The sequence below is a fragment of the Thioalkalivibrio sp. ALE25 genome (assembly GCF_000377285.1).
In the GTDB taxonomy this organism is placed as follows: domain Bacteria; phylum Pseudomonadota; class Gammaproteobacteria; order Ectothiorhodospirales; family Ectothiorhodospiraceae; genus Thioalkalivibrio.
In genome coordinates, this window is record NZ_KB897930.1 from 1 (window position 1) to 11,916 (window position 11,916).

At 64.2% G+C, this 11,916-nt stretch carries 16 protein-coding genes, 1 tRNA gene and 1 pseudogene; 9 read left to right on the forward strand and 9 right to left on the reverse strand.

Going from position 1 to position 11,916, the window contains the following annotated elements; genetic code table 11:
• Positions 1–323: 323 nt before the first annotated feature.
• Positions 324–761 (reverse strand): molybdenum cofactor biosynthesis protein MoaE, encoded by a 438-nt coding sequence (locus C996_RS0106115; protein ID WP_018866571.1) that lies wholly within the window; start codon positions 759–761, stop codon positions 324–326.
• Between the two features lies 1 nt (position 762).
• Positions 763–996: a molybdopterin converting factor subunit 1 gene (moaD, locus tag C996_RS0106120; RefSeq protein WP_018866572.1), complete on the reverse strand. Its 234-nt coding sequence runs from the start codon at positions 994–996 to the stop codon at positions 763–765.
• Between the two features lie 45 nt (positions 997–1,041).
• Between moaD and moaC the strand changes: the two genes are divergently transcribed.
• From moaC to def, 8 genes are all read left to right on the forward strand, one after another.
• Positions 1,042–1,530 (forward strand): cyclic pyranopterin monophosphate synthase MoaC, encoded by a 489-nt coding sequence (gene moaC, locus C996_RS0106125; RefSeq protein ID WP_017940559.1) that lies wholly within the window; start codon positions 1,042–1,044, stop codon positions 1,528–1,530.
• Entirely contained in the window at positions 1,527–3,707 is a 2,181-nt protein-coding gene (locus tag C996_RS0106130) for an AsmA family protein (protein ID WP_018866573.1), read from the forward strand. Before moaC ends, C996_RS0106130 begins: the two co-directional genes overlap by 4 nt.
• Positions 3,708–3,758: 51 nt before the next feature.
• Positions 3,759–4,817 (forward strand): A/G-specific adenine glycosylase, encoded by a 1,059-nt coding sequence (gene mutY / locus C996_RS0106135; RefSeq protein WP_018866574.1) that lies wholly within the window; start codon positions 3,759–3,761, stop codon positions 4,815–4,817.
• Positions 4,801–5,076 carry an oxidative damage protection protein gene (locus tag C996_RS0106140; RefSeq protein ID WP_018866575.1) on the forward strand — a complete coding sequence of 92 codons (276 nt, stop codon included), beginning with the start codon at positions 4,801–4,803 and terminating at the stop codon, positions 5,074–5,076. The genes mutY and C996_RS0106140 overlap by 17 nt, the downstream gene beginning before the upstream one ends.
• Before the next feature lie 101 nt (positions 5,077–5,177).
• A tRNA-Phe gene (locus C996_RS0106145) sits at positions 5,178–5,253 on the forward strand.
• Between the two features lie 183 nt (positions 5,254–5,436).
• Positions 5,437–6,036: a type IV toxin-antitoxin system AbiEi family antitoxin domain-containing protein gene (locus C996_RS0106150; protein WP_018866576.1), complete on the forward strand. Its 600-nt coding sequence runs from the start codon at positions 5,437–5,439 to the stop codon at positions 6,034–6,036.
• Between the two features lie 376 nt (positions 6,037–6,412).
• Positions 6,413–7,213: a nucleotidyl transferase AbiEii/AbiGii toxin family protein gene (locus tag C996_RS0106155; RefSeq protein WP_255349358.1), complete on the forward strand. Its 801-nt coding sequence runs from the start codon at positions 6,413–6,415 to the stop codon at positions 7,211–7,213.
• Between the two features lie 65 nt (positions 7,214–7,278).
• Positions 7,279–7,830, forward strand: coding sequence for a peptide deformylase (gene def, locus C996_RS0106160; RefSeq protein WP_026279224.1), 552 nt, complete (start codon positions 7,279–7,281; stop codon positions 7,828–7,830).
• Between the two features lie 101 nt (positions 7,831–7,931).
• Here the strand turns inward: def and C996_RS0106165 are convergent, their stop codons facing one another.
• Positions 7,932–8,195 (reverse strand): Txe/YoeB family addiction module toxin, encoded by a 264-nt coding sequence (locus tag C996_RS0106165; protein ID WP_018866579.1) that lies wholly within the window; start codon positions 8,193–8,195, stop codon positions 7,932–7,934.
• Complete coding sequence (locus C996_RS0106170; protein ID WP_018866580.1) at positions 8,188–8,448, reverse strand: type II toxin-antitoxin system Phd/YefM family antitoxin; 261 nt, start codon at positions 8,446–8,448, stop codon at positions 8,188–8,190. Before C996_RS0106170 ends, C996_RS0106165 begins: the two co-directional genes overlap by 8 nt.
• Positions 8,449–8,624: 176 nt before the next feature.
• On the opposite strand from C996_RS0106170, the pseudogene C996_RS14160 reads away from it, so the two are divergent.
• Positions 8,625–8,717, forward strand: a pseudogene (locus C996_RS14160) (peptide deformylase); the annotation flags it as partial.
• A gap of 3 nt (positions 8,718–8,720) precedes the next feature.
• Here C996_RS14160 and C996_RS0106180 read toward each other — a convergent pair.
• From C996_RS0106180 to C996_RS14650, 5 genes are all read right to left on the reverse strand, one after another.
• Positions 8,721–9,140, reverse strand: a complete 420-nt coding sequence (locus C996_RS0106180) for an SRPBCC family protein (RefSeq protein ID WP_018866582.1) — start codon at positions 9,138–9,140, stop codon at positions 8,721–8,723.
• Between the two features lie 57 nt (positions 9,141–9,197).
• A complete protein-coding gene (locus C996_RS0106185; RefSeq protein WP_018866583.1) occupies positions 9,198–9,518 on the reverse strand; it encodes a hypothetical protein in 321 nt (106 codons plus the stop codon).
• Between the two features lie 306 nt (positions 9,519–9,824).
• Positions 9,825–10,211, reverse strand: coding sequence for a hypothetical protein (locus tag C996_RS14555; RefSeq protein WP_155985244.1), 387 nt, complete (start codon positions 10,209–10,211; stop codon positions 9,825–9,827).
• On the reverse strand, positions 10,195–10,863 hold the full coding sequence (locus tag C996_RS0106190; protein ID WP_018866584.1) for a hypothetical protein: 669 nt from the start codon (positions 10,861–10,863) through the stop codon (positions 10,195–10,197). Before C996_RS0106190 ends, C996_RS14555 begins: the two co-directional genes overlap by 17 nt.
• Positions 10,856–11,575, reverse strand: a complete 720-nt coding sequence (locus C996_RS14650; RefSeq protein WP_196799345.1) for a GIY-YIG nuclease family protein — start codon at positions 11,573–11,575, stop codon at positions 10,856–10,858. The genes C996_RS0106190 and C996_RS14650 overlap by 8 nt, the downstream gene beginning before the upstream one ends.
• Positions 11,576–11,916 lie beyond the last annotated feature (341 nt).

The window sequence follows — 11,916 nt, forward strand, 5'->3', positions numbered from 1 at the left end:
GACCCCGATCCGATGCGTTGCCATCATCACACCTCCCGAGCTAGCTTGGAGTGGTCTGTCGGGGCCTCACCGAACGCTGGCTTGCCATCTATCGTCGGTCCCGAGCCGATCGATTCCTTATCGGCGTTTAAGGTGAGGGGTGGGACGAACTCTCCTACCGTCTGTGCCACAGGCCAGATGCCAGCTTCGTCCCTCCACCCCGACAGACCCTTTCTAGGCCTGCCACGGGTAAACATACAAGCCTGCTTGCAGGCGAAGCCCCTGCCAAAGCCGGACACGGGCAGGAGCATTCGCCTGCAAGCAGGCTTCTACAGGGGCGGGGTTCAGAAGCCCGGGGTGTTCTTCTCCACCCAGCGCTGGGTGCCGTCGGTGAGGGTCTCGCGCTTCCAGAACGGGGCCTCGTGCTTCAGGCGTTCCAGGATGTCGCTGCAGGCGTCGCGGGCGGCCACGCGGTGGGCCGACCAGGTCGCCACCAGCACTAGGGCGTCGCCGGGGCGCACGTCGCCCACGCGGTGGGCCACATGGCAGCCCAGCAGCGGCCAGCGCGCCTCGGCTTCGGCGACGATGCGTTCCAGCTCGCGCTCGGTCATCCCCGGGTAGTGCTCCAGGAACAGCCCGGTCACGTCCTCGTCCTCGTTGAAATCGCGCATGCGGCCGACGAACACGCTGGCGGCGCCACGCGCGTTCGCGGGGATGGCCGTCTCGGCCTGCCGGACGATCTCCCAGGGGTCGAAGTCGTCGGTGTGGATCTCGACCGCCACCCTAGCCCCCGGTTACCGGCGGAAAATAGGCGACCTCGTCCCCGTCGCGTACCGGCGTCTCCAGGCTGGCCTGTTCCTGATTGACCGCGGCCATCAGGCGCTCCGGCGGGGCCTCCTGGTGGAGGTGCTGCCACAGCCCGCCAACGGTCATGCCGCCGGCGGGGAGTTCCGCCTCTTCGTTCGGGCGGCCCAGCTCCTCGCGCAGACGCGCGAAATAGTGAACGTGTACGGTCATTCCGGCCCCTGTAAACATGGCTGCGAGTCAAGCATTATAGCCATCATGAACGAATTCACTCACTTCGATGCCGAAGGTCATGCGCACATGGTCGATGTCGGCGAAAAGTCCGTCACCCACCGCGTGGCGATCGCCGAGGGGCGCATCCACATGCAGCCGGATACCCTGCAGCGCATCCGCGAAGGCCGCCATGCGAAAGGGGACGTCCTCGGCATTGCCCGGGTGGCTGGCATCATGGGGGCCAAGAAGACCGGCGACCTGATCCCGCTGTGCCACCCGATCGGCCTGACCCGGGTGGCCCTGGAGCTGGAGACGGAAGATACCGCCGTGCGCGTACAGGCCACCTGCGAGGTGCACGCGCAGACCGGCGTGGAGATGGAGGCGCTGACCGCCGTGTCCACCGCGCTGCTGACGGTCTATGACATGTGCAAGGCCGTGGATCGCGGCATGCAAATTGATGGTGTTCGCCTGCTGGAGAAACGCGGGGGCCGCAGTGGCACCTGGCGGGCCGAACCGAAAGGAGATTCCGAATGAAATGGATCAAGCGCCTGCTGGGCCTGATTGCCATCCTGATCCTGCTGGCCATCATCGTGGCCGCATACCTGCTGGTCACCTTCGATGCCAATGACTACAAGGAGCGCATCGAGGCCGAGGTGCAGGAGGCCACCGGCCGTGAACTGACCCTGTCCGGGCCGATCGGTCTGACCCTGTTCCCCAGCCTCGGGCTGCGCCTGGAAGAGGTGCGCTTCGGCAACGCCGAGGGCTTCGGCGACGAGCCGTTCGCCGAGGTCGACGTGGTGGATGTCGCGGTCGCGGTGATGCCGCTGCTGCGCCGCGAGCTGGAGGTCCAGCGCGTGGAGGCCGACGGTGTGCGTCTGAACCTGGCGCGCGACGAACAGGGCCGCAACAACTGGGACGACCTGCTGGATCACGCCGGCGCCGCCCGCGACGAGGCCGTGGGCGCGGATGACGACGAGCGCACCGAGACCGAGACCCGTCTGGCCCTGCAGCGCATCGACGTGGCCGGGATCTCCCTGACCAACGCCCGCGTGCACTGGGATGACCGCGAGTCCGGCATGCAGGCGACCCTGGAGCCGTTCGAGCTGCAGGTCGGGCGCTTCCGCCCGGGTATCGAGACGCGCCTTGATCTGGAGGCGGTCGTGCGTGCCGAGGGCGGCGACCTGGCCGAACCGGTGGAGCTAGCCCTTGATCTGGGCGGGTTGATGAACGTCGACCTGCTCAATGAGCGCTATTCCGTGCGCCGTCTGAACGCGACCCTGGGCCTGGATGGCGGTGGCCTGCCGCGCGCCGTCGGCATGACGCTGGAGAGCGACGTGGGGCTGGAGATGGCCGACGCCATGACCCTGCGCTTCGAACGCCTGACGCTGGGGGTTTCCGATCTGCGTCTGACCGGGTTCGCCGAGCTGTCCGATCTGGATGGCGAAGTGCCGCAGGTGCGCACCGAGATGCGTACCAACACCGTCAACCTGAAGGACGTGCTGACCGATCTGGGTCTGGAGGCGCCGCAGACCAACGACCCCGACGCCCTCGCGCGCGTCGCGTTCGATTTCTCGGCCAGCGGCAGCTTCCAGGCCCTGGAGATGTCCCCGTTCCTGGTGACCGTGGACGACACCATGCTGAGCGGATCCGCCGGCTGGGATGGCCGCGGTGAGCGCCCGAAGATCACCTTCGATGTCTCCGGCGAACGCCTGAACCTCGACCGCTACCTGCCGCCGGAGGTGGAAGAGGCGCGTACCGACAACGGCAACGGCGAACGCGATGCCGACGAGGACCTCGCCATCGAACTGCCGCTGGAGGCGCTGCGCAGCGTCGACGTGGACGGCCGCGCTGCGCTGGACCGCCTGGACGTGATGGGCATGGTCCTGCGCAACATCGAACTGCAGATCCGGGGCGAGGCGGGCGACTGGAACATCGAGCCGCTGAACGCCGCCGCCTACGACGGCGAGCTGACCAGCCGCCTGCGCCTGGACGCCCGCCACGACGCCCCGCGCTACGAACTGGCCGCCGACCTGCAGGGCCTGGATATTGGCGCCCTGCTGGAGGACTTCCAGGGCGACGACGCGCGGTTGATGGGTACCGGCAACCTGGAGCTGGACATCAGCACCCGCGGCGAGCTGCTGAGCGAGCTGAAAGGGGCCCTGAACGGCTCCGGCAACATGCGCTTCGAGGACGGCGCGGTGCGCGGTATCAACGTGGCCCAGATCATCCGCCGCGCCGAGGCGCGGCTGCGCGGCGAACAGCTGGAAGAGGACGAGCCCAACCAGACCGACTTCAGCGAACTCGCCGGCAGCTTCACCATTCGCGACGGCGTAGTCCGCAACGACGACCTCGCCGCCAGCTCGCCCCTGCTGCGGGTGCGCGGCGAAGGCCAGGCCGACCTGAACGACGACACCCTCGACTACCGCGTGAACACGACAGTGGTAGGCACGCTGGAAGGCCAGGGCGGCCGTGAACTGGACGACCTGCGCGGCGTGACCCTGCCCATCCGCATCAGCGGGACCTTCACCGACCCGAGCTTCCGTCTCGACCTGGAGGACGCCCTGCGCGGTCGCTACGAGGACGAGGCCCGCGAGCGGGTGCGCGAGGAAGAGGAACGCGTCCGCGAACGCCTGGACGAGGAAGAAGAGCGCGCCCGCGAGCGCATCGAACGGGAGTCCGACCGGCTCCTGGACCGCTTCCGCAGCCGCTGATCACCGCCGGTGCCCGCCTCCCGGGCGGGCGCCGCCATGCCCGGCCCATCCATGAACGCCTTCGCCGAGCGACTGCTGGCCTGGTTCGACCGCCACGGCCGCCAGGATCTGCCGTGGCAGCACCCGCGCACGCCGTATCGGGTGTGGGTCTCCGAGATCATGCTGCAGCAGACCCGGGTGGAGACCGTCGTCCCCTACTTCCTCCGTTTCATGGAGCGCTTCCCCGACGTGCAGAGCCTCGCGGCGGCGCCGCAGGATGCCGTGCTGCACCAGTGGTCGGGGCTTGGCTACTACGCCCGCGCGCGCAACCTGCACCGGGCCGCGCAGGTGGTGGTCGCGGAGCACGGGGGTGTCTTCCCCGCTCGCCGCGAGGGTCTGGAGGCATTGCCCGGGATCGGCCGCTCCACCGCCGCCGCGATCATCGCCCAGGCGCATGATGCCCCCGAGGCCATCCTGGACGGCAATGCCAAGCGCGTGCTCGCGCGCCACGCGGCGATCCACGGCTGGCCCGGCAGCCCGGCCGTCCAGCGCGAGCTGTGGGCCGAGGCCGAGGCGCGCACCCCAACCACGCGCTGTGCCGACTACACCCAGGCCATCATGGACCTGGGCGCCCTGCTCTGTACCCGCAGCCGGCCCGACTGCGACGCCTGCCCCGTCCATCAGGACTGTGGTGCCGCGCAGCAGGGCCTGACCGCTACGCTGCCCTCGCCCCGGCCACGCCGCGACCTGCCCACCCGCACCCGCTGGGCCGCTTGCCTGCGCGCGCCCGAGGGCATCGCCCTGGTGCAGCGCGGGCAGGACGGCATATGGGGCGGGCTCTACAGCCTGCCCGAGGCCGAAACCCCCGAAGCCCTGGAGGACTGGGTGCTGGCCCAGTGGCCCGGCGCCGCGCCGGCCGCCACCGATCACGGTCTGCAGCACAGCTTCAGCCACTACCGCCTGGATCTGCGCATCCGCCCCTTCGACCTCCCGGCTGGCGCGTGTGGGATCATGGAAGGCGACAGGGTGATTTGGTATAAACCCGGCACATCACGGGCGGTCGGTATCCCGGCCCCCATCCAGCGTTATCTGCACGACGACAAGGATCCCGGCAATGGCACGAACCGTTAACTGCGTAAAACTCGGGCAAGAGGCCGAAGGCCTGGACTTCCCGCCCTATCCCGGCGAGATGGGCAAGAAGATCTACCTGAACGTGTCCAAGGAAGCCTGGCAGGCCTGGCTGAGCCACCAGACCATGCTGATCAACGAATACCGCCTGACCCCGGTCGATCCCAAGGCGCGCAAGTTCCTGGAAGAGGAAATGGAAAAGTTCCTGTTCGGCGAAGGCTCCGAGAAGCCGGAAGGCTTCGTCGACCCGAACGCCTCCTGATCCGGGCTTTTCAGCGGCGACCGGCCCGGCATGCTTGACGTGGCGGCGCCGGGCCGCTTTAATACCGCCCTTCGTCCGCAGGACGAATCCCCCCGCAGTATGGCCGGGTAGCTCAGTTGGTAGAGCAGGGGATTGAAAATCCCCGTGTCGGCGGTTCGATTCCGTCCCCGGCCACCATTATCTTTCCCGTAGCACCATCCTCCCCATAAGCGTCCGCCGTATCCTGCCCGTGGATACCGTGATCTGCGTCGTATCTGCGACGCCGCACCGTATCCGTCGCTCGCGGTCGTGGACAATCAGGGTGTTTCTTTTTGTCGGTAGTGATTGACTTCTACCGTCATAACGGAACAGCATGCCGGCATGGGCAATAGCGCAGAAGCCATCCTCGATCTCGCGCGCAAACGCGGACTGATCCGGTCGCGCGACCTGGAACCACTGGGCCTGCCAAGAGTTGCGCTGACGCGTCTCGTCCGTCAGGGCATGCTCGCGCGGGTTGCGCGCGGCCTCTATGCGCTGCCGGACCGTCCTGTCTCGGAACACACCGCGCTGGCCGAGACCGCGCGCAAGCATCCGCGAGCGGTGGTGTGCCTGCTCTCGGCATTGCGGTTCCATAATCTCACCACCCAGTCGCCATTCGAGGTCTGGCTTGCCATCCCCAACAAGGCCCGCGCTCCCCGGATCGACTACCCGGCCCTGCGTATTGTCCGCTTTTCCGATCCTCTTCTTGCCGAAGGCGTCGAGGAACACTTGATCGAAGGGGTTCCGGTACGCGTTACCGGTATTGCCAGGACGGTCGCGGACTGTTTCAAGTACCGCAACAAGATTGGCCTGGATGTCGCTCTGGAGGCCCTGCGCGAGGCCTGGAGTGAGAAGCGGGTGCGCATGGACGAACTCTGGCAGTTTGCCAGGCTGTGCCGGGTCGGCAATGTCATGCGCCCTTATCTGGAGAGCCTGACGTGAGTCCCAAAAACCCCGCCGCCTCGGTGCGTGCCCGACTGCTCGAAAACGCCCGAAACCACAAGCAGGACTACAACCTCGTACCAGGGAAACCCTGGTCCATGTACACGCTCGCGCTCGAGTCGCTTTTGCGTGCGAACAAGGCGCGGCGACTGCCGTGCAGTCATTCTGCACAAGGGAGCCGCAACGCCGTTCCCGCGCAAAAGCGGCCGAGCCCCTCGGGGTTGGCACCCCAGGTTCCCCGATCCTGCATTACGCCGCTTGCGGGTAGAGCCACTACCGGCTGCGCACCGCGCCTTGTCTCGGAAAACCTGGGACACCAACGCGAGCGTGTACATGGATCAGGGTTTCCCTAACCCGCTATGCCCTTGAACGGTTCCTGTATCGCCTGAGCACCTCCTCCCATGCAGACCAGTTCCTTCTCAAGGGCGCCTTGCTGTTCGATCTGTGGTTCGACATCCCGCACCGACCGACGCGTGATGCCGACCTCCTGGGCTTTGGGTCAGCCGAGCTGCCACATCTTGAGGCTGTGTTTCGGGATGTCTGTTCGGTGGAGCAGGACGATGGAATCCATTTTCAGGCCGACTCGGTACGGGCGGAGGCGATTCGCAAGGAGGCCAGCTACTCCGGTGTGCGGATCACGTTGATAGGGCTGCTGGACGGTGCGCGCTGCCACACGCAGATCGACGTGGGTTTTGGCGATGCCGTGACACCAGGCCCCGACGCCGTCGAGTTCCCGGTGATATTGCCGGCCATGCCTGCCCCCCGGCTTCGCGCCTATCCCCGCGCGACCGTTGTCGCCGAAAAGCTGGAGGCACTGGTGTCGCTCGGCATCGCCAACAGTCGTATGAAGGATTACTTCGATCTCTGGGTCTTGTCGCGTTATGCCGATTTCGAAGGCGAAATTCTGTACCAGGCCATTCACGCGACATTCGAACGCCGCATGACACCGCTGCCGGAAGGTACCCCGTTCGGCCTTAGCGACGACTTCGCACAGGACCGATCGAAGCAGATCCAGTGGCACGCATTTCTGAAGAAAAACACCCTGGCACACCTCCCGCTTTCCGATGTAGTAACGGATCTGCGAGCGTTCCTGTCGCGTCCGCTGCGCGCGGTCAAACAACGTGCGGTGTTTCGGGAAACCTGGCATGCCGGGCATGGCTGGACGCCTGCCAGCTAACACGCGATTCCATCGCGCATCTCCCGCAGCAGCGGAAGATGCGGCGCCGTGGCACCATCGTTTCCATGAGCATTCGCCGTATTCTGCGCATGGGGCATCCCGACCTGCGTCGCGTCTGCGACCCGGTACCCGACTCGGACTTTGACAGCCCTGGGCTGCACGCCCTGGTGGACGACCTCGTCGATACCATGCACGCCAGCGAAGGCCTCGGCCTGGCTGCCGCCCAGATCGGCGTGCCGCTACGCGTAGCCGTGATCGAGATCCAGCCGGGCAATACCCGCTACCCCGGTGCCGTGCCGACCGGCCGCCTGGTCCTCGTGAATCCGGTGGTCACCGTGCTGGACGCAACCCCTCAGTGCTACTGGGAAGGCTGCCTCTCGGTACCGGGCCTGCGCGGCGAAGTCGCCCGGCCGCGCCACATCGCCGTGGACTACCACGAGCCCGACGGCACGCCCCGCCACCTGGAACCGGAAGGCTTCCTTGCCACCGTGTTCCAGCACGAGCTCGACCACCTCGACGGTACCCTGTTCATCGATCGCGTCACCGACACCACCCGCCTCGCCTTCCTCGACGAATACCGCGAGTTCCACGCGGCACCCTCGTCAAAGCCCACGTAAGCCCGCCCCTGCTGGCCATCCGAATGGGCCCGACTTCCTCCGGCTACTAGGACGGTACCGTCGATCGCCGATACAGGATGCGTCGGTAGTCGACCTCGCACTTAATAGTGATATCGGCAGGAGATGATCGTGATAGACGAATCCTCCACCGCATACACAAGTCGATTGGTGTCATCAATCCGACGCGACCAGAAACCCGCCAGGTTCTCCTTGAGGGCTTCCGGCTTGCCAATGCCTTCAAATGGAGACCGCCTCACGTCTTCTATCAACTTGTTGATCCGCTTCAGGGTCTTCTTGTCCTGACGTTGCCAGTAGAGGTAGTCAGTCCATGCTTCGTCGGTCCAGCAAAGCAACCGACTACTCATCCCCACCTACCAACGCACGCTCGGTCGCCTTTCCTGCCTTGTATTGCGTAATGGACCTGTTGAGGTGCTCTGCATTGGCAGGGGAACGCAAAAGATGCACCGTTTCCATCAGGCTGTTGTAGTGATCAAGTGACATGACCACTGCATCCTCCGAATCACGGCGCGTAATCACCGTGGTGTCGGCATCGTTGACCACCCCATCCAGTACGGCCTTGAGACCGTTGCGAGCCTCGGTGAATGAAACAATCTTCATGGCGCCTCCTGTACCTTGACTTGTACAAGTATAGGCCGGCCGGCCCACATGTACAACCAACTGTGCAGGTTGTGCTATCGCGTCGCCGAGTGAAATACCGGTTACCTGACAGCCACTCGCCTGACGCTGGTGGACCCCGTGTTCACCGCGCGGGGCGCGAGCCTGCTGCCTCGGGCCACCTCGACGGTACCCTGTTCATCGATCGCGTCACCGAAACTACCCGCCTCGCCTTCCTCGATGAATACCGCGAGTTCCACGCGCAGGCGTAGGGATCACGCCCCGTGGAGGCGCGGCCATGCGTTGCGCACCACCTCCGCCCCCAGCGCATCCAGCAGCGGGTGGGCCGCCAGGCCGAGCAGGCCATCGGTCAGGGGATTCTCGTCGCCGCAGCGCACGGCCAGTTCCAGATGCGTACCGCGCGCGCTCGGCGTCAGCCGGTAGCAGCCCTCGCAGGACAACCCGGCCAGCGCGCGCCAGCCGAGCAGGCGCGGCGGGACGGCGACCAGCACTTCCACGTCGAAGGTTAGCGGAACCCCGGCCACCCGCACACACCAGCGGTAGCGCTCGGGCCCGACGCAGGTGATGGACTCGATAGCCTCGCTGTAGGCGGCGAACGCCTCCACCCGGGCCATCAGATCGAACACCGCCTCCGGAGCAGCGTCGATCTCCATCTCGTGGTGGATCACCGACATCGCCCACCGCTCCACATTGCAGGGTCGCCGCCGGCAGGCCCGGAGGCCCAGGCCCGATCAGTCGTGCACGATGATGCGGGAGCCCGAAGCGTCGATATCCACGCGCGAGCTGGAGTAGGCACAGGCCTTCGCGATATCTTCCAGCGCGGGCATGTCATTGAGCTCCGCAAGCCGATGCAGAAGACTGCCGCCTTCGCAGTCGTGTGGCACGCCGTTCTCGTCCAGCGTGCAGCCGAACTCGCCCTCGTTCACCGACCAGTCCATGTCGGCCGGCATCTTCAGCACCACCGGCTCCTCGTGCATCACCTGGAACTTCGCCCGCATGGCGTTCTTGCCATCCTGCCAGTCGAGCACCGGCATGTTGTCTACGCTGCGCATGGTGTGCCTCCTTCGCGATTCCGCGAGGTTGCAACGGATTCCGCCGGGCCGTTCCCTGCCCCTTACCCTGGACGCTAGACCCCGTCCTTGCAGCGGTCAAAGGTTACCCCGGTGGCGTTGGGGAAGGGGCTGTGCGGCCGCTCATCAACAGCATGCTGGAATACTTCAGGCACGCCTATCGCGGGGCAAAAGGCAAGGTCTGACCCCGGTGGCTCGCGCGCCTATCGCGGGGCAAAAGGCAAGGTCTGACCCCGGTGGCTCGCGAGGAAGGCCGCTACGCGGCCTGACGTCGGCTGGAGCGACTGGTTATGCTCGTTCTTCTAACGCGGAGGCAATTCTCGAAAGAATGTCACCGATGCCGCCCGCCTGCTCATCTGTGTAATCACCACCTTGAACGGCAATATTGTTTTGTCGCTCTAGCTCAAGAGCATGCTTTGCGCTGATAACTGCTTCAACAGTGACCTTGTGCTTTTTTGCAAGCGCCGCTGCATCTTCTAGAAAATGCCCAAGCTCTTCTGAAGTGATTCGGTAATTGCTTCTTTCTGGCTGATTTCCTAGTACACCCATATATCTTTCCTTTTTATGCACAACGCCCAAGCTCAGCCGCGGCGAAGCCGTCGGCTGCAGCGCCTTGTTGGGCTCTTGGGCCACCTCGATTCGCCGACGAGTGTCGCCACTAATCAGCTCGCTCAATCCAATCACTGACCCATCTCATGATCTCCGGCTTCGTATAAGGGGAATACCGGGTTAGGTGAGGTACTGCCACGACGCTGAGTGGGCGGCCATCAAGTTCTGCTTGAAAGCGATGACACGAGAACGTCCCCTGCTGGGCATCGATGGTCTCAACGTTCTCAGGCTTTAGGAAATCCCGCAGGTACGCGAACGGAGACTGCCGCTCTCCACTTCCGAACGCAACAATCGCCCGCGGGCGCACGAGGCTGATAATGGTCTTGTGGATCGGCCAGCACCGAGCTGCATCACCATCTAGGTCAGGATGCGTACCTATAGAACGCTCTCGCGTAAGGACGATATTGCTTGCTGGCACGGACCGCACGTCGAACCCAAGCCCTTCGAGGAAACGCCGCACCTGCTTTTGCAGTTTCTGTTGCCCCGGCGGACGCCCCTCCCACGAGTAGTCGAGGTACTCGTTGCGGCCGTTGTCCAAATCTTCCAGCGACTGACGAATAGTACTAGGGAGTGTGCCGCCCGGTTTCGTACCCAGGAAGTAGATGTCGTGGGGACGCAGTGTACTGCCAGTGCTATAAAGGACCTTGCCCGGCTTATCCAGTAGCTCTGGTTCAGCTAGCACCGCGGCCCTGAGCTTATCGACGTTGTCTCTAGTCATCGCCGCCTATCCAGCGCTGTATGTGCTGCCGGTCACTTCGAAAGAATCCTCCCTCGATGTACCCGCACACCCACGCAGCACATACGGCGCCAGATTGGGTGTAGGCACTTTTGTTAGCGGAGAAATCGACCCGCTGAAGGAGATGTACAAGCTCTCGGCCCGTCACTCCAGGGTTCTCTTCCAGTACCGTGTAGATTTTTCCGAAGACGGACGTGCGCGTGCGAGGTTCGCGCGGGCCTGCCATCAAACTTACATCCACAAGCTTGAAATTATCTGGAATCCGGTTGGCGTCGTCTCCCTGCACATCGCGGTACTTACGCACCTCGACTCCATCGACGCTATGGGAGGGTGCGTAGTCCTGAGCATTGGTCAACGGCCCGGTACCATGCTTCTGCTGCCCTAACGAAAGGATCAACTCGGCCTCCCGGTCCCATGGCTCCCGGTCGTACAGCCGATCCACTGTGTGCAGCACCTCGCCACCTCCCCTCCAAATGGATCGAATCGTCTCGGCTTTCAGGCTTTCTCGGCTCGGATCTTGCGCTTCTTCCACGTGAGCGAACATCCGCGCACCTTGACCTATGCCAACATAGAACGGAGTTCCGTCTGGAAATCGGAGGATGTATGTGTAGTGGGACTTCTTGTTCTCCCGTAGCAGTGCAATAAGTTCTTTCTTATCTCTGATTATCACGCCGCAATCCATGGTAGCAGGCATCTCAACACTCCCCACTGATGCACCCTCGTCTGACGCGCCCAACAGTAGATTAGACAGAATCTGTCATATCGGTGATATACAGATTCTGCATATCATCCCGGCGTTCTCCTCTCGGTGGCACACCACCACAGGTAAACCATACTTTTATCATGGTAGTGTGCGTCGCGTCGAGCAGCAGGGCGCCGAACCCTGCGGGACGAGCACTTTTCGTCGATTTTGCAAAGGCTTAGATCGGATCGCTGGCCCAACATAGGGGAGACGGAGGGGCCGACGTTGAAGGCTTGCCGGCTGGACTGATTCGGGTCGAGATGTGGAGAGCGGCGGCGCGGGCGGGACAGAGC